General features: G+C 56.8%; 16 protein-coding genes. 12 read left to right on the top strand and 4 right to left on the bottom strand.

Annotation, left to right across the window (positions count from 1 at the left end; all coding sequences use genetic code 11):
- Positions 1 to 115: 115 nt before the first annotated feature.
- The 8 genes from RSAL33209_RS11215 (at position 116) to RSAL33209_RS18190 (ending at position 6,003) form a co-directional block, all read left to right on the top strand.
- The gene (locus tag RSAL33209_RS11215) at positions 116 to 778 is read left to right on the top strand and encodes a transglycosylase family protein (protein WP_012245918.1); all 663 of its coding nucleotides are present in this window, start codon (positions 116 to 118) and stop codon (positions 776 to 778) included.
- A gap of 228 nt (positions 779 to 1,006) precedes the next feature.
- A complete protein-coding gene (gene gcvH, locus RSAL33209_RS11210; protein ID WP_012245917.1) occupies positions 1,007 to 1,393 on the top strand; it encodes a glycine cleavage system protein GcvH in 387 nt (128 codons plus the stop codon).
- A 105-nt stretch (positions 1,394 to 1,498) separates the two neighbouring features.
- The gene (locus RSAL33209_RS11205) at positions 1,499 to 1,963 is read left to right on the top strand and encodes an FHA domain-containing protein (protein ID WP_012245916.1); all 465 of its coding nucleotides are present in this window, start codon (positions 1,499 to 1,501) and stop codon (positions 1,961 to 1,963) included.
- Between the two features lie 6 nt (positions 1,964 to 1,969).
- Positions 1,970 to 2,743, top strand: coding sequence for a transcriptional regulator FtsR (gene ftsR, locus RSAL33209_RS11200; RefSeq protein ID WP_012245915.1), 774 nt, complete (start codon positions 1,970 to 1,972; stop codon positions 2,741 to 2,743).
- 22 nt (positions 2,744 to 2,765) lie between these two features.
- Positions 2,766 to 3,254, top strand: a complete 489-nt coding sequence (locus RSAL33209_RS11195; protein ID WP_041684720.1) for a bifunctional nuclease family protein — start codon at positions 2,766 to 2,768, stop codon at positions 3,252 to 3,254.
- 267 nt (positions 3,255 to 3,521) lie between these two features.
- Positions 3,522 to 4,106 (top strand): MerR family transcriptional regulator, encoded by a 585-nt coding sequence (locus RSAL33209_RS11190; RefSeq protein ID WP_012245913.1) that lies wholly within the window; start codon positions 3,522 to 3,524, stop codon positions 4,104 to 4,106.
- Between the two features lie 132 nt (positions 4,107 to 4,238).
- Positions 4,239 to 5,678, top strand: coding sequence for an esterase-like activity of phytase family protein (locus RSAL33209_RS11185; RefSeq protein WP_199533169.1), 1,440 nt, complete (start codon positions 4,239 to 4,241; stop codon positions 5,676 to 5,678).
- A complete protein-coding gene (locus RSAL33209_RS18190) occupies positions 5,647 to 6,003 on the top strand; it encodes a hypothetical protein (protein WP_041684719.1) in 357 nt (118 codons plus the stop codon). Before RSAL33209_RS11185 ends, RSAL33209_RS18190 begins: the two co-directional genes overlap by 32 nt.
- Positions 6,004 to 6,019: 16 nt before the next feature.
- On the opposite strand, the gene RSAL33209_RS11175 is transcribed toward RSAL33209_RS18190, so the two are convergent.
- On the bottom strand, positions 6,020 to 6,904 hold the full coding sequence (locus RSAL33209_RS11175) for a ParA family protein (protein ID WP_041684718.1): 885 nt from the start codon (positions 6,902 to 6,904) through the stop codon (positions 6,020 to 6,022).
- Between the two features lie 247 nt (positions 6,905 to 7,151).
- On the opposite strand from RSAL33209_RS11175, the gene RSAL33209_RS11170 reads away from it, so the two are divergent.
- From RSAL33209_RS11170 to RSAL33209_RS18810, 3 genes are all read left to right on the top strand, one after another.
- Positions 7,152 to 10,556, top strand: coding sequence for a pyruvate carboxylase (locus RSAL33209_RS11170; RefSeq protein WP_012245908.1), 3,405 nt, complete (start codon positions 7,152 to 7,154; stop codon positions 10,554 to 10,556).
- Between the two features lie 149 nt (positions 10,557 to 10,705).
- The gene (locus RSAL33209_RS18815) at positions 10,706 to 11,500 is read left to right on the top strand and encodes a nucleotide-binding protein (protein WP_233494188.1); all 795 of its coding nucleotides are present in this window, start codon (positions 10,706 to 10,708) and stop codon (positions 11,498 to 11,500) included.
- Between the two features lie 175 nt (positions 11,501 to 11,675).
- Positions 11,676 to 11,900, top strand: a complete 225-nt coding sequence (locus RSAL33209_RS18810) for a hypothetical protein (protein WP_012245906.1) — start codon at positions 11,676 to 11,678, stop codon at positions 11,898 to 11,900.
- A 180-nt stretch (positions 11,901 to 12,080) separates the two neighbouring features.
- On the opposite strand, the gene RSAL33209_RS11160 is transcribed toward RSAL33209_RS18810, so the two are convergent.
- Positions 12,081 to 13,895 (bottom strand): AMP-dependent synthetase/ligase, encoded by a 1,815-nt coding sequence (locus tag RSAL33209_RS11160; RefSeq protein ID WP_012245905.1) that lies wholly within the window; start codon positions 13,893 to 13,895, stop codon positions 12,081 to 12,083.
- 159 nt (positions 13,896 to 14,054) lie between these two features.
- Here RSAL33209_RS11160 and RSAL33209_RS11155 point away from each other — a divergent pair, with 159 nt between their 5' ends.
- Positions 14,055 to 15,104, top strand: coding sequence for an ROK family glucokinase (locus RSAL33209_RS11155; protein WP_012245904.1), 1,050 nt, complete (start codon positions 14,055 to 14,057; stop codon positions 15,102 to 15,104).
- Here the strand turns inward: RSAL33209_RS11155 and RSAL33209_RS11150 are convergent.
- Both RSAL33209_RS11150 and RSAL33209_RS11145 read right to left on the bottom strand, forming a co-directional pair.
- The gene (locus tag RSAL33209_RS11150) at positions 15,101 to 15,556 is read right to left on the bottom strand and encodes a hypothetical protein (protein ID WP_041684717.1); all 456 of its coding nucleotides are present in this window, start codon (positions 15,554 to 15,556) and stop codon (positions 15,101 to 15,103) included. The two genes, RSAL33209_RS11155 and RSAL33209_RS11150, sit on opposite strands and share 4 nt — an antisense overlap.
- A complete protein-coding gene (locus RSAL33209_RS11145) occupies positions 15,540 to 16,295 on the bottom strand; it encodes an alpha/beta hydrolase (RefSeq protein ID WP_114597736.1) in 756 nt (251 codons plus the stop codon). The genes RSAL33209_RS11150 and RSAL33209_RS11145 overlap by 17 nt, the downstream gene beginning before the upstream one ends.
- Positions 16,296 to 16,382: the final 87 nt, after the last annotated feature.

Genomic DNA, 16,382 nt, shown 5'->3' with positions numbered 1-16,382 from the left:
CTACCGCCACGAGGTTTGCTTCAGATTTGTCCCCCATTATGGAAGCTGGATGGCGGTAGTCGGTCCCGAGAATTTCTTGGCATAGCCGCGTGGATGGCTGGCAACAACCAAACTGATGATTAAGCAGACAAAGAATATCCGCCGAACTGCTGGCCGTGTTTTGGCCATCGCCGCGATTGCTGGCGCAGGAATCGCTGTCGGTGGAACCACCGCACAAGCTGCAGACGGGGGCACCTGGGACGCACTGGCTCAGTGCGAATCGGGCGGCAATTGGGGTATCAACACGGGAAACGGCTTCAGCGGCGGCTTGCAATTTACGCCTAGCACCTGGGTCGCCAATGGTGGCACGGGCAGCCCGCAAGGCGCTTCACGGGAACAGCAGATCGCAGTTGCTGAGCGCGTTGTACAGACCCAGGGTTGGGGCGCTTGGCCCGCATGCTCGGCCAAACTTGGCCTGAGTGGCAAGGCCGCAGCAGCTCCGGCGGCTTACCAAGCTCCGCAGCAAAAGGCGCCAGTCCAGCAGAAGGCTCCGGCTAAAGTAGCGCCCGTGCAGCAAGCACCAGCGCATGCAGTTCAGCCGAAGCAAGCTCCGGCGCATGCAGGCACCGCGCCGGTCTCTGGTGAGACTTACACCGTCAAGGCCGGAGATACGCTCAGCAGCATCGCAGATGCGCTGAAAATCTCTGGCGGCTGGGATTTACTTGCCGATGCGAACGCTAGCACTATTAGCAATGTGAACTTGATCTTCTCCGGACAGGTATTGAATATCCCCGCGTAAGAGGCACTAATTTATCGCTGACCACGTGTCCGCGATAGTAAGACGGCTCCGCGTTAGCAAGATGCACTGTTTTCTTGCTAACGCGGAGCCGTCTTACTATCCCGAATCGGATTTGGATTGCACTTGCCCTAGACCGCCGCGGCACTGTTGACTGGGAGCAATAGTTTTTCGACGAGTGATGCAGTGGCAGAGCTCGTTTTACATCTCGCTTAGACCTGGAGGCTTTCCATGAGCAACATCCCCACCGAGTTGTCCTACACCGCCGAGCACGAATGGATCACCGCTCCGGATGCTAATGGTGTGGTGCGGGTAGGCATCACCGATTTCGCTCAAGATGCCTTGGGTGATGTGGTTTATGTCCAGGTACCTGAGGTGGCTAGCTCGGTCACCGCAAATGAAGTAGTTGGCGAAGTTGAGTCGACGAAAAGCGTCAGCGACATTTTTGCGCCATTGAGCGGGGAAGTTTCTGGTCGCAATGAAGGCCTAGACAGCGATCCCGCGCTGATCAACTCGGACCCGTATGGCGAGGGCTGGTTGTTGGAAATTAAACTCGAGGATTCTTCCACATTTGGCAGCTTGCTCAGTGCTTCAGAGTACGAACAACAGGTAGGGTAGTCTGATACCTCGCAATCATGCGGTGCGCTGGGTAAGCGCGCGGCAATTGGCAGTGATTCGACAGGTATTTGCTAGGAATAATCATCATCATGCGGAGGGAACAACATGGGTGGCACTGAGCGCGACGCCCTGAATGCGACGCCGGAAGAGGCTCATACGCCCACTGCTTCCGAGACGACGTCGATCCATCTGCCGTCAGCGGCTGCAGAACCGGTAATTACGCCAAATTTGAGCAGCGAAGAGCTTTCCGCAGTTGAAGCACTGCCAGCAGGTTCGGCGTTGCTGATTGCGCGCTCCGGACCGAATCAAGGAGCCAGATTTCTGCTCGATTCGGAAACGACCTTGGCTGGTCGCCACCCTGACGCAGACGTCTTCCTTGATGACGTGACTGTTTCCCGGCGCCATGTTGAGTTTCGCCGCGAAGGGTCAAGCTTCCGGGTCGTAGACGCAGGTAGCCTCAATGGCACCTATGTCAACGGTGATCGGGTGGACTCCTTGCTTTTGCGAACCGGCAATGAGGTGCAGATCGGCAAGTTCCGATTGACCTTTTACGCCAGCCCGGCGGTCTAGGACTGATTGATGAGTTTGCAAAGTGCCCGCCGTCAGTTGAGTGATACTCGCCTGGGTGAGGGTAGATCTTCGTCCTCTCGTCCGGTGATTTTCAATATCGGCGAGGTTTTGGCGCAGCTTATCGAAGACTTTCCCTCGGTGACAGCTTCACAAATTCGTTTCTATGAGGAAAAGGGTCTGGTTACCCCGCAACGGACTCCGGCCGGCTATCGACAGTTTTCCGAGTCGGATGTTGAGCGACTTCGATTTGTGTTGGCGTTACAACGGGATCACTATCTTCCGTTGAAAGTGATTCGTGACTACCTTGATGCCATTGATCGGGGCGGAGGGCCAGAAAACTTACCGCCCCGCGTTAGCGCATCCATCGCGCCACGTCCGGTTAATCCTGAGTTAGCCGCCGAATTAGCTGGCCGAGCACGCAGGTTGACCGCAGAACAGCTGCGGATCGAATCCGGGGCTAGTAGTGAACTCATCGAGTCGTTATTGAGCTTTGGCCTCATCAGCAGTGTTGACAATCATTTTGACGATCACAGTTTGCGGGTCGCTAAAGCTTGCACGGCCTTAGCTGCTCATGGGCTTGAGCCTCGCCACCTTCGGCCGTTCCAAGCGGCGGCAGAACGTGAGTTCGGCTTAGTTGAGCGCGCAGTTTCACCGTTGGTCTCCCGTAAGGATGGGTCCTCGCAAGCTCGGGCTGCCGAAGCTGCGCGGGAAATCAGCGAACTGTGCCTCGGCTTGCATTCAGCCCTTGTGCAAGGCCATATTGCCCGGATGGATAGCTGAGGCGTGTTAGGTGGGGGTTCAGATGGTTGAACTCGAACTCGTAGGGGTCCGCATCGAGATGCCTTCTAGCCAACCGCTAGTGCTGCTCAAAGAAATCGACGGGGATCGTCATTTGCCAATCTGGATTGGCACTCCGGAAGCTAGCGCCATCGCAATAGCCCAGCAGGGTGTTACGCCGCCGCGACCCTTGACTCATGATTTATTGGCTGATGTCTTGGCCGCTGTGGGGCGTAGCCTTTCGCACATCACCATCACCTCAGTTGAAGATGCCGTGTTCTTTGCGCAATTGGTGCTCGACGACGGCACGGTGGTGGGCTCGCGGGCTTCAGACGCATTGGCCATGGCCCAGCGTGCGGCTTGTCCGATTTGGTGCGCGGACTCCGTCATGGATGAAGCCGGCGTACGGATCAGCGATGCTGACGACGATGAGTCAACCGAGGGTGAAGAGCGGGAAGTTGAGAGATTCCGGGCCTTTTTGGACGACCTTGAGCCGGAAGATTTTGGAAATTAAGCCAGATTCAACGCTTGGGCTAAGCTTTAAGTAGAAGGTGAAACTTTCGACACGCCAGAAGATTTTCTTCGGCATCTTTGACCAAAGGCCTCCGCGGTTCTAACGTCGAATTAGACAGTTCCCATTGCATGTCCGACGATGTTTCGTCACACTAGGTTGAGAAGTTACTTTGATGAATTTTTCATCGCCGTGTTTTTTGCTCGGTTGTGACGAAGCCCGGACTGCACCTTCCCTGGGAACTTTGATGGACAAAAGACGGAGGGTCCGATGGGTGAAGGTGGCGAGCTGAAACAAGCCGTCAATCCCACCGCGGTCATACCGGCCGGGGCGCAGGGACTGCTTTTTACTGAGGATTTGCCGGTCCTGGATGAGGACGCTGGCTACCGCGGACCCACTGCATGTAAGGCTGCCGGAATCACCTATCGGCAACTCGATTACTGGGCTAGGACAGGCCTGGTAGAGCCAACCGTGCGCAATGCCGCTGGTTCTGGTTCTCAGCGTTTATACGGTTTTCGTGACATTTTGGTGCTCAAAGTCGTCAAGCGACTCTTGGACACTGGAGTATCCCTGCAGCAGATTCGTTCAGCCGTCGAGCACCTCCGTGAGCGCGGCGTCGATGACCTTGCCCAAATCACTTTGATGAGCGATGGCGCTTCGGTTTACGAATGCACCTCGGCTGATGAAGTTATTGATTTGGTTCAGGGTGGCCAGGGCGTATTCGGTATTGCTGTAGGTAAGGTTTGGCGCGAAGTCGAAGGAAGCCTTTCCGATTTGCCCAGCGAACATGCCGTTGACCAGTCATTCCCGGATGATGAGCTCAGCAAGCTTCGGGCATCGCGAAAGATCTCCTGACTTTTAGTCACCTGGAGTTCGTCTTTTAGGCGTATTGCGTTCATGCCAAGATGGCAGCGTTTCAGCATGCCAAGCACTCATTCACCATCTTTTACTGCCGGGTCTAAAATTCGGCAAATTATCCTACCGGTAGTGGCGGTAGCACTTGTCGCTACGCTCACAACTCTTGGTACATCAACCGCTTTTGCCGCTTCGCCCGTGCAGGTTTCCACGCCGCAAGATACCGCGGTCAAAGCAAACGCCTTCGGCGGCAACGAAGGTTACCGCTCCACCGTCGTCGGGCATTCGCAGCCGAGCCACGGCGATCTCAGCATCAGCTCGAATGGCGATTACCAGTACACCCCAGCGGCAGGCTTCACCGGCAAAGACTCCTTTTCCGTCAGTAGCTCGGATGCCTTGCAGCTTTTCAGCACTCAGCTGCCAGCACTGGAAAATTTCAGCGGTACGAATATTACTGCGGGTGGCTATGGATCCTCCGTGGTAGCGGTACCCGGTAAACCCGGATTCATTTACGGGCTGACCGATCGTGGTCCGAACGTTGACGGTCCGGAGAAAAATCTTAAGATCGAGGCCATTGCGGACTTCACGCCGTCGATTGGCGAGTTTCAGCTGATTGACGGCCAAGCAACGCTGATTCGAAATATCCCGCTAAAAGCCGCAGACGGCACTCCAATGAACGGTCAAGTAAATACCAGCGCTTCAACCGGAGAAACCATCAGAGATCTCAACGGTAATGTGCTGCCCGCTTCGGCAAATGGCCTTGATTCTGAAGGTTTAGTCGCAATGGCTGATGGCACGTTTTACGTCTCAGACGAATACGGCCCTTTTATTGTGCATTTCGCTGCTGACGGGCGAGAGATCGGCCGAATGAGTCCGTTCGGTGCCGGGCTGCCAGCTAAATTAGCCAACCGGACGCCCAACCAAGGCATGGAGGGGCTGACTATTACCCCGGACGGCAGCACGCTGGTTGGCATTATGCAGAGCGGGCTGAATCAGCCGGATCTTGCTAAAGGGGTCAGTGCGAAGAAAGTCGCGCCCACTCGAATCGTCACCATAGGCCTTAACGATCAGAGCGTTCATGAATATTTGGTGATGTTGGAAAACCCCGGCAGCACAAAAGATGCGGTCAGCGAAATCACTGCGCTTTCTGCGACCGAATTCTTGATCGATGAGCGTGACGGTCTTATGCAGCCCGGCGGCCGCAAGCTGTTCTACAACGTCGACCTCAAAGACGCGACCGACGTCGGCCCGGCAGCTACTGTAGCTGGTACAAGCTATGACGGGGCCAAGGGCGGCTTGCTCATTGCTGGTAAAACGATTGAAGTGACGGTAGGGGAGTCTACGACTGAAGCTGCCACTGCAACTCTTGCCGCGGCAGGCATCAAAGCTGCCGCCAAGAAGCTGACGCTGGACTTGGGCGCCCTGGTTACCTCGCTCAATCCAAGTGGTGCATTCTTTGGCCACGATAAAATCGAAGGAGTTTTCCCGCTTGACGGTGGCCGCAAATTATTGATTTCTAATGACAATGATTTTGGTATCGATGCAGTTTTCGACGGCAGTAAGAATCCATAATGTACTGCACCCGAAGACGCTGCCAAATGGTAGCCAAGATGACGGCGAGTATCTGATCGTTGACCTCAGCAAATTGCCAGCAACGCCTATGAGTCAAACTATCGAAATTACCGTTACGGCAAAACAACCTACTGATCCGATTCAACCCGGCGGCTCGAACCCACCCAGCAATCCAGCGGTGCCGCCGGTAACACCGCCGTCTGCGGCCACGGCGCCGCTCGCCGCGACCGGCGTACCGGAATTGGTCTGGGCGCTCGCTACGGCTGCGCTGCTCCTCTTAGGCCTTGGCGTCAGTATGACGGTGGTCGCTCGACAGCGCGCCTAAGCCCGGCCTGGTGAGGCTAACGGGTTGCGCCGAGGATTTGTTGCAGGAGTTCATCGAATCCAGCAGCAGCGTTCTTCGCAGCCTCGCCAGGCCACTGATGCACCGAGCGGGCAGCGCCCTGGATTTGTTGCCAGTTAGTTTGTTCTTCCATGGTCGGGCTCAGCAAAAGCGAACCGAACATCGTGGCCATTTCGTCAAGCCGATATTGGTGCTCCGCTGAGGACTGTCGTACCCGGTTGGCCACAATTCCGGCCGCCGAAAGACCCGGGGTAAACTCATTGCGGAACAAGTCGATAGCTCGCAAGGTACGTTCGGTGCCTGCAACTGAGAACAGGCCAGGCTCGGCAACGAGCAAAACTTTGTTAGACGCGGTCCAAGCAATTCGAGTCAGACCGTTCAACGACGGCGGGCAATCAATCAACACCAGTTCGTAGTCTGGCTTATCGCCCAGCACGCGTTCACGGCGATCCAGCCCTGCTAATACTGCCGAAAGCCGACGCAAATCGCGTTTACCAAGATCGGGGCGGTCAAAAATTCCGGCGTAGGCGGAACCAACAGCCACATCAAGCACGGGGTGCGAATCGCCCTGGTGGGTTCGCTGGCTACGCCTGCCGACGGCTGCGGTGGGCGAGGTGCTTGCCGCGCGCGCGATCGCATTTTCAATCCAGCCAGACGGGGCTACTTGTCCAGCCAGATTAGCTTTGCGCGGATTTTTTAGCATTCGACCAATGTCCAGCTGAGCGTCCGCACGCACGCCCAGGCCAGTTGTGGCATCGGCATGCGGGTCTAAGTCGATGACAAGCGTGGGAATACCTGCGGCCAAAGCGGCTGATGCAAGTCCCAGTGTCACCGAGGTTTTGCCCACACCGCCCTTCAACGAGCTAATACTCACTACCTGCACTCGAGATCCCAACTGAGTAGAAATTTTCAGTCCAAACTTCCCTTCATCATATGTTGATCCGGATGAGTTTCGAGTTATTCAGCCAGGTATGGTGCGGTTAGCTGCTGATAAACCATCTGGTGATGACAACTTTGCTGAGTAACGCAGTGACACTCGCCACCAAAATCAGCCTCGCGAAACGGTATGCTAGCTCAGCAGCAGTAGGGATCTGAGACAGTACAGCAAACATCGGGAACAAGGGGAATGAATGTTTTCCAAGATATTGGTGGCAAATCGCGGCGAAATCGCGATCCGCGCCTTCCGTGCCAGCTACGAACTCGGCGCGAAGACCGTTGCCGTCTTCCCCAACGAGGACCGCAATTCAATCCACCGACAGAAGGCTGATGAAGCCTATTTGATCGGTGAAGAGGGCCATCCAGTCCGTGCTTATCTAGATGTTGAGGAGATCATTCGCGTTGCCAAAGAAGCTGGCGCGGATGCAATCTACCCGGGCTACGGATTCTTGAGCGAGAATCCGGACTTGGCCCGTGCCGCCAAAGACGCAGGCATCACCTTCGTTGGCCCGCCAGCTGAAGTCCTTGAATTGGCAGGCAATAAGGTAGCAGCGCTGAAAGCAGCGAAAAAGGCTGGCGTGCCGGTGCTCAAATCTTCGGAACCGTCCCAGGACGTGGCCGAATTGATTGCGGCCGCGGACGAGATCGGCTTCCCGATTTTTGCTAAAGCTGTTGCCGGTGGTGGCGGTCGCGGCATGCGCCGAGTGGAAACCCGCGAGGATCTGCCCGAGGCGCTCAAGTCGGCAATGCGTGAGGCAGATGCGGCCTTTGGCGATCCGACGATGTTCTTGGAACAAGCCGTGTTGCGGCCTCGCCATATTGAAGTCCAAATCTTAGCTGATGCTCAAGGCAACGTGATGCACCTCTTTGAGCGCGATTGTTCTTTGCAACGGCGGCACCAAAAAGTCATCGAAATCGCACCGGCCCCGCAACTAGACGACACGATCAGGCAAGCGCTTTACCGCGACGCGGTTGCCTTTGCGCAGGCACTTGGCTACGTCAACGCGGGCACTGTCGAATTCCTCGTAGATACCGTCGGCGAACGCGCCGGCCAGCACGTTTTCATCGAAATGAACCCGCGGATTCAGGTTGAGCACACGGTCACTGAAGAAATTACCGATGTCGATCTTGTGCAGGCGCAAATGCGCATTGCCGCCGGGGCTACGCTGGCAGATTTTGGCTTGAGTCAGGACACAGTTTTCATCAAGGGTGCGGCCTTACAGTGTCGAATCACCACTGAAGACCCGGCCGATGGATTCCGGCCCGACGTCGGCAAAATCACCGGCTACCGCTCCGCTGGCGGCGCCGGCGTGCGGCTCGATGGTGGCACTGTTTATTCTGGCGCTGAGATCAGCCCACACTTCGATTCAATGCTGGTCAAGCTAACTTGCCGCGGCCGAGATTATCCTGCCGCGGTTGCGCGGGCTCGGCGTGCTTTGGCGGAGTTCCGGATTCGTGGTGTCTCAACCAATATTCCGTTCTTGCAAGCTGTGCTGGACGATCCGGATTTTGTCGCCGGAAACGTAGCCACCAGCTTCATTGAGGAACGCCCAGAGCTGCTTAAAATTCGGCCCTCGGCCGATCGTGGTACCAAGTTGCTGACCTGGTTGGCAGATGTCACCGTCAATAAGCCACATGGCGAATTGACCGTGCATTCGGCCCCGGAGGCAAAGCTTCCGGTCGTGAAGAACACCACGTTGGAAGCTGGGCACGGTTCCCGGCAACGGCTCGCTGAGCTGGGTCCGGTGGGCTTCGCAGTTGCACTACGTGCGCAGCAAGCGGTAGCTGTTACTGACACAACCTTCCGGGACGCGCACCAGTCGCTACTGGCCACTAGAGTCCGCACCCGGGATCTCGTCGCAGCGGGTCCGGCGGTCTCTGCTTTGACCCCGCAACTTCTTTCCGTCGAAGCCTGGGGCGGAGCTACCTACGATGTTGCTTTGCGGTTCTTGGGCGAGGACCCCTGGGAGCGTCTTGCCTCCTTGCGTGCGGCGTTGCCAGATATCTGTCTGCAGATGCTTTTGCGCGGACGAAATACCGTGGGATACACCCCGTACCCCACGGAGGTCACCGAGGCGTTTGTGCAAGAAGCAGCAGCTAGCGGGATTGATATCTTCCGCATCTTCGATGCACTCAACGATGTCAACCAAATGGCACCGGCTATCAAGGCGGTCCGGGCCACTGGAACTGCGGTTGCTGAGGTCGCGCTCTGCTACACCTCAGACATGTTAGATCCAGAAGAAAAGCTTTACACGCTGGACTACTACCTTGAATTGGCGCAGCGTATTGTCGACGCCGGCGCACACATTTTGGCTATTAAGGACATGGCTGGGCTACTTCGTCCGGCAGCGGCCGCGAAGCTCGTCACCGCATTACGTGAACGCTTCGACTTGCCAGTCCATCTGCACACCCATGACACCGCCGGTGGCCAGCTAGCAACCTTGCTCGCTGCCATTGACGCCGGAGTCGATGCAGTAGACGTTGCTTCGGCCTCTTTGGCCGGAACTACAAGTCAGCCCTCGGCATCTGCCCTGGTTGCGGCGTTGGCACACACCCCCAGGGATACCGGAATGTCGCTAGCCGACGTCAGCGCGCTTGAACCATATTGGGAAGCTGTCCGGAGGCTCTATGCGCCATTCGAGTCAGGATTGCCAGGGCCGACAGGCCGGGTTTACCAGCATGAAATTCCTGGTGGCCAGCTTTCGAACTTACGCCAGCAGGCAATTGCACTGGGTCTTGGTGAGCGATTTGAAGCGATTGAAGACATGTACACGGCGGCGGATCGAATTCTTGGCCACCTGGTCAAGGTGACGCCGTCGTCGAAGGTCGTCGGTGACTTGGCTTTGCACCTGGTTGGTCTTGGTGCTGATCCAGCGGACTTCGAAGAGAACCCGCAGAATTATGACATTCCAGATTCGGTAATTGGCTTCCTTTCTGGCGAGCTGGGCGACCCTCCTGGCGGCTGGCCGGAGCCGTTCCGGAGCAAGGCGCTGCAGGGTCGAGAAATAAAGGTTCGCGACACGGAGCTAACCACCGAGGATAAGGCTGGACTTGCGGGGGACTCGGCCAGCCGCCGCGGAACGCTCAACCGACTCTTGTTTGCCGGGCCAACTAAAGATTTCCTTGCCACGAGGGAAAGCTATGGCGACGTATCGGTGCTCGATACTAGGGATTATCTTTTCGGGTTGCAGCAAGGCCAAGAACACGTGATTCCGTTGGAAAAGGGCGTCCGGTTGATTGCCTCGCTGGAGGCGATTTCTGATCCGGACGAAAAGGGTATGCGTACCGTGATGTGCAAATTGAACGGCCAGTCAAGGCCGGTCAGCGTGCGCGATCGCAATATTGAATCCACGGTCAAAGCAGCGGAGAAGGCAGACCCAAGTGTGCCCGGGCAGATTGCGGCCCCCTTTGCCGGTGCAGTCACGCTTTTGGTGGAACCGGGCGCCTCAATTAGTGCTGGGCAGAGTGTTGCAACGATCGAAGCAATGAAGATGGAGGCCTCGATCACTAGCCCGGTAGCCGGCACTGTCGCGCGTGCTGCCATAGGGCCTGTGGAGCAGGTGCAGGGTGGAGATTTGCTGCTGATCATCGCCAACTGAGCGCAGATTCGTTCACTTTCCGTTCATGCCTCGGCCGCTGAGTGCTGTCCTGCGTTTGGCCCTATGAACCTTCTGTGCGTTAGGGTGAATGCTGATTCATGCATGTTTCATGCTGGGGAACGAACAGCATGCAGAGAAAAGAGAACGAAATGCCGCAGGACAAGGTGGAAACCGATCCGCAGTCGCACAGAGACCTGAGCAGTGATGCTGCAGGTGATCCGACGAGCACCGGAGTGATGACGAAGGTTGGGCCGGTTATTGCGGCTCAACCTGGTGCTGAGGCATCAAACTCGGCTGATCCAGAAGGTGCCGCAGAGGTCGAGGCTGATGCAGAAATAGCAGCAGAAACTACGACGTCGGTTTCCGAGCCCCTGGTGGCTGAGCCCGCGGCAGAACAGCCAGCTTTCGATGAAACGTCAACGTGGCAGCCTTCTGGCGTCTCTAACAGCCAGAAGTTAGTTGCCTCGGAAGACGCGCCGCGGCCGAGCGCACGGCGCGAACGTGAGGATGGTCCTGAGCCAGCCGCTGCGCTAACCTCAGACCGATTGCTGACGACGCGGGAGACGCCTCCGGTCTCGGGCTGGCGACGGGTGCTTTACAGTGCCTCCTTCGGCTACATCAACGTTGGCGATTCGGATAAAGTTCGGTTGCAGCGTGCGCGTGCGCACCGAATTTCGATGCGGCTGGGGCAGCGGACTCGATATGTGCCAGTGCTTTCCCGCAAGGGCGGCGTGGGAAAAACTACGGTGACCACATTGCTGGGCATGGCGCTTGCGGATATGCGCGAGGACCGCGTCATCGCCATGGATGCGAATCCGGATCGTGGCACCCTCTCGGACCGTTCACCGGGCCGGGCGGATTTCACCGCCAGGCATTTGGTAAAAAACCGTTTCGATGTCACGAGCTTTTCGCAACTAGCTGCTTACGTGGCAAGAGACGGATAACGACTCGACGTTCTTGCATCGGATACTGATCCGGCGATAGCCCAAGCTTTTGACGACTCGGACTATCGGGCTGTGACCGATATTCTGAGCCGGTATTACTCCGTTGTGTTCACAGACTCTGGCACCGGAATGGTGCACTCAGTCATGAAGGGCACTTTTAGAGAAGGCCGATACCGTGGTTTTGGTCTCCGGTGGCAGCGTCGATGAGGCTCGATTGGCCTCTGAGACGCTGTCTTGGCTCGAAGCGCACGGTCGGCATGATTTAGTCGCCCGCGCCATCGTAGTGGTCAATATGCCCGCTGGTGAAGGAACGCTGGTGAACATTGAGGAAATCGAAGGACATTTTCGCTCCAGGGCAAAGTCCGTTGTCCGGTTGCCTTATGACCGGAATCTAGCCTAGGGTAGCCGGGTGAGCCTAGACAGGCTCAAACCAGCTACCCGGGACGCAGTCTTCGAACTCGCCGCCCTGGTGGTCGACGATCTGCAAGGTCTCTAAAACTTATTCAGTCGCTAAGAACTGATACATGAGGAGGGGCGCCAACATATGTTGGCGCCCCTCCTCATGTATCAGCCGAACTATTTACGCTGGCTTGGGTGCTGAGTAAATCTCCTCGACCACGTTCGAGAAATCTTTGAGCACCTGGGCTCGTTTGATTTTCAGCGATGGCGTGAGGTGGCCGGAAGCCTCCGAGAAGTCGGTCGGAACAATCCGGAATGCCTTGATTGCTTCGGCATGCGATACGGATTCGTTGGCGTGATCGACGGTCTTCTGCGCCGCGGCCAACACAATTGGATCGGTGCTGGCTTGCTCCGGTGTTATTTGCTGGCTCAGTCCGTGCTGGCTGGCCCACTGTGGCAAAGCTTCCTCATCCAAAGTAACTAGTGCCGCGATAAACGGTTTGCCTTCGCCAACAACCACGCATTGCGAGACCAAAGCGTCAGATCGAATTTGATTTTCCAGCTGAGCCGGCGCCACATTTTTGCCACCAGCGGTAATGATGATTTCCTTTTTGCGACCAGTGATTCGCAAGAAGCCTTCGTCATCAAGCGCGCCGATGTCGCCCGTTCGGAACCATTCTCCGCTGAATGATTCTTGCGTCAGGTCGTCGCGACCGTGATACCCGCGAGTCAGACAAACACCCTTGACCAGCACCTCGCCGTCGTCGGCAATCTTTACGGAGTTGCCGGGCAGCGGTCGGCCAACCGTGCCGATTTTGATTTGATCTGGTTGATTCACCGTGACCGGTGCTGTGGTCTCGGTCAGACCGTAACCCTCTAGAACCATTACGCCAACGCCGTAGAAGAAGTGACCTAACCGTTCGCCCAGTGGACCGCCACCGGAAACGGCGTAGGTTAGTTGCCCGCCCATTGCCGCGCGCAATTTGTTATAGACAAGCTTGTCGAAGACGGTGTGTTTCAGGTTGAGCATGAAGGGGATTTTGCCTTCTTGCTTGGCCCGAGAGTAGGCAATAGCGACGTCGGCCGCCTGAGCAAAGATCTTGCCTTTGCCTTCAGGCTCAGCTTTGAGTACCGCCGAATTATACACCTTTTCAAACACTCTGGGCACGGCCAAAATGTAGGTTGGGTGAAAGCTTTGGAAATCGGCCAACAGGTTTTTGATATCTGGGGTATGCGCCACCCTGGCGCCGCCAGCGATGTTCATAATCGAGATATAGCGGCCGAATACGTGAGCGAGTGGCAAGAACATAATGGTCTGCGCATCGTCAGTGACAACAGAACGGCCTAAGACGCCCATGGCGTTGTCGGCGAGCTCAACAAAGTTGCCGTGTGTGAGCTCAACACCCTTGGGTCGGCCAGTGGTTCCCGAGGTGTAAATGATGGTGGCCAAGTCACGCAGGCCAGCGGAGGTGCGGCGGGCTTCGACGTCGGCGTCGTTAACTTCTTGGCCAGCATTTCGGAGCTCATCGAGTCCGTTGCCGGTGATTTGCCAGAGATGTTTGACCGCTTCTAGCCCTTCGGAAGCGATTGCTTGCCGAATGCTGGCTACGTGCTGCTCAGACTCGGCGAAGATTGCTATCGCCTCTGAGTCGGAAAGATTCCAGGCGATTTGGCTCGGGGCGGAAGTCTCATAGACGGGTACCGAGACCGCGCCAGCATACCAAATAGCAAAATCGACCAGGGTCCATTCGTACCGAGTCCGGGACATGATGCCTACTTTGTCGCCCGGCTGCACGCCGAGGGCGATGAGCCCTTTGGCCAAGGCAATCACGTCAGCGCGGAATTCAGTGGCCCGAATATCTTGCCACTGACCGTTGTCGCCAAGAACCGCGAAAAGTGCTCGGTTTGCGGGGTCTTGCGCCTGGCGCTCAACAAAGTCGGTGCAATTGGTCGTTTCTGGAATCACGACGACCGGTGGGACAGAAATTTCCTGCACGATAGCTCCCTCGATATCTTCGGCTGAACCAAGCAGCTCTTCGATTCTGCATCAAAAAGCTACTGGTCAGTAACATTAGTCTGCCATAGAGTCTCTCCCCAACCAACGCGCCTACAACCAGGTAGGTTCCAACAGCAGCTTCTTCTAGAATGATGCCTGATGAGCAGCAATAATTCGCCCCTTGACCGGGCATCCGTAGCCGAATCGGTATCTAACCCTGCCGATCCCGAGCTGTCCGCAAGCTTTGACGTGCCTTCAACACTGGCAATTGGCATAGATATTGGCGGAACCAAAGTCGCGGCTGGCGTCGTCGATGAGCACGGTGTGGTGTTAGAAGAACGACGATGCAGTACCCCCGGCAGCGACCCGCGGGCCGTTGAAGAGACGATTGTGGAGTTGGTTCGCGATCTTGGCCAGCGTCATGAAATTGCTTCGGTCGGCATCGGCGCCGCTGGCTGGATGGATCTTAGCGGCGGAACCGTGTTGTTTAGCCCGCATTTGGCCTGGCGTAACGAGCCGCTCAGAGAAAACTTGGAACGACTTTTATGCCGCCCGGTTCGACTCACGAACGACGCCGACGCCGCTGCCTGGGCTGAGTGGCGGTTCGGCTCGGGGCGGGATGAGTCCCGGCTAGTTTGCATCACGCTTGGCACCGGAATAGGCGGTGCCATGGTGATGGACGGCCGAATTGAACGAGGGCGCTTTGGTGTGGCCGGTGAATTCGGCCATCAAATCATCATGCCGGGTGGGTATCGTTGTGAATGTGGCAATCGCGGCTGTTGGGAACAATACGCTTCGGGAAATGCTTTAGGCCGTGAAGCTCGAGAGCTGGCACGGGCTAATTCTCCGGTTGCCCAGGAGATCTTGCGCGCAGTAGATGGCGATGCAGATCTGATCACCGGCGCGATCATTACCGACCTAGCGCGCGCCGGTGACGCTGCTTCGATTGAACTCATCGAAGATGTTGGCAGCTGGTTAGGTCTGGGGATGGCTAATTTGGCCGCTGCGCTCGATCCAGGCATGTTCGTGATTGGTGGCGGACTGTGCGAGGCCGGGGAGTTGCTGCTTGAACCAGCTAGACGAGCCTTCGGGCGGAACCTGACTGGTCGCGGATTCCGGCCAGCCGCCGCAATTGCCCTTGCCGAGCTCGGGCCCAGCGCAGGCTTGATAGGAGCAGCTGACCTCTCTCGGTCGGCGTCGGGCAGCTAGAGTTTAGCTCCGTCGTCGTCGTGATCTCGATGCCCGGGTAAGCGGTAGACCAGGTAACCAGCGCTGACCAAGAAAACCAATACCAGCGCGATTATCACTACCGAAGGCAGGCTGCGCCAGAACATTGCTGAGAGCAAAAGTGCGATCGGCGCACCGGCCGCGCCAATCCAACCCAGGGCAATTGCTGGCTCCACCGAAGATAGCGACTCCGGTTCAGCTGGCACGAAGTCTTCTTCGGGTTCTTCTGGCGGGCTGTAGTCGCGCGGTCCGCGCGCCGGCATTGCTGCGGGAGGTGGATCATTGCGCTGACTGACATTAAGCGGATCGAAGCGGCTGAAGTCGGAATCCGAGTTCAGCAACGCGTCGTCGGAATTTTCCTTGAGGCGGGAAACGAGGTCTTCCAATACTTCGTCTTCGCTGGGGCCTTCTCGGCGCTCAGGAGTTGTGGACACCGGCCAGCTCCTTGAAGAAATCGCTTGAACGGGTAAATATTTCGGGGGCGTCATTATCCAAAGTGGCTACGTGATAGCTGTTGGACAATTTCAGAATGTGCACGTCTTTACTGGAAACTCCGGCCTGAATCCGGGCCACCGAGGACGCCGCAACAATGTGATCCACGGTTGAGTGAAAAACTGTGATCGGCGCGGTAACTTTCGCTAGATTTCCGCTGGTGTCCTTGATGAGCTTCATCAGTTGAGCTACCGAGGCAACTGGCGTTCGGTCGTAGGCGTATTCCTCCGCGCCAGGCTTCAAAATGTCATTGCCAATTGCCGGCGTCGATTTGAGCACATATTGCATCAGGCCAGCGAGCTTGGCTCGGGGGTCCACCACAGCCAGCGCCGGATTGACCAAGGCAAGGCCCGCCACTGGATGATGCTCTGCGATTCGTAGCGCAAGCGCGCCGCCCATCGAAAGTCCAGCAACAAAAACTTGCTCACAAGTGCTGGCCAGTTCAAAATAGGCCCGTTCCACTTCCGAGTACCAGCGTTGCCAGGGTGTTCGAGACATTTCTTGCCAGCTAGTACCGTGCCCGGGTAGCAATGGCATTCTGACCGCGAAACCTTGGGCAGCGAAATGTTCTGCCCAAGGCCGGACGCTTTCGGGCGAACCGGAGAAGCCATGCGAAACTACGACGCCGATGCGCGCCAAATCGCCGTGTCCCGGCGACGTCATTGGATCATGCAAGGCCATTGTGGTTGCCTCCATCTGGCTTGTCGTCCTAGTTCGTCACCACCGGCCGAATCGACTGGAATTTCGTCTAGGTTCTCCCACTGAGCA

It is taken from the genome of Renibacterium salmoninarum ATCC 33209, from assembly GCF_000018885.1.
GTDB lineage: Bacteria > Actinomycetota > Actinomycetes > Actinomycetales > Micrococcaceae > Renibacterium > Renibacterium salmoninarum.
Note: the sequence above shows the minus strand (reverse complement) of the source record. Positions and strands in the feature narration are given on the sequence as shown.

Coding starts and splice junctions, on each gene's coding strand:
- RSAL33209_RS11215 (WP_012245918.1), top strand. CDS start 116: ATGATTAAGCAGACAAAGAATATCCGCCGAACTGCTGGCCGTGTTTTG.
- gcvH (WP_012245917.1), top strand. CDS start 1,007: ATGAGCAACATCCCCACCGAGTTGTCCTACACCGCCGAGCACGAATGG.
- RSAL33209_RS11205 (WP_012245916.1), top strand. CDS start 1,499: ATGGGTGGCACTGAGCGCGACGCCCTGAATGCGACGCCGGAAGAGGCT.
- RSAL33209_RS11195 (WP_041684720.1), top strand. CDS start 2,766: ATGGTTGAACTCGAACTCGTAGGGGTCCGCATCGAGATGCCTTCTAGC.
- RSAL33209_RS11190 (WP_012245913.1), top strand. CDS start 3,522: ATGGGTGAAGGTGGCGAGCTGAAACAAGCCGTCAATCCCACCGCGGTC.
- RSAL33209_RS18190 (WP_041684719.1), top strand. CDS start 5,647: ATGCAGTTTTCGACGGCAGTAAGAATCCATAATGTACTGCACCCGAAG.
- RSAL33209_RS11170 (WP_012245908.1), top strand. CDS start 7,152: ATGTTTTCCAAGATATTGGTGGCAAATCGCGGCGAAATCGCGATCCGC.
- RSAL33209_RS18815 (WP_233494188.1), top strand. CDS start 10,706: ATGCCGCAGGACAAGGTGGAAACCGATCCGCAGTCGCACAGAGACCTG.
- RSAL33209_RS11155 (WP_012245904.1), top strand. CDS start 14,055: ATGAGCAGCAATAATTCGCCCCTTGACCGGGCATCCGTAGCCGAATCG.
- RSAL33209_RS11145 (WP_114597736.1), bottom strand. CDS start 16,295: ATGGCCTTGCATGATCCAATGACGTCGCCGGGACACGGCGATTTGGCG.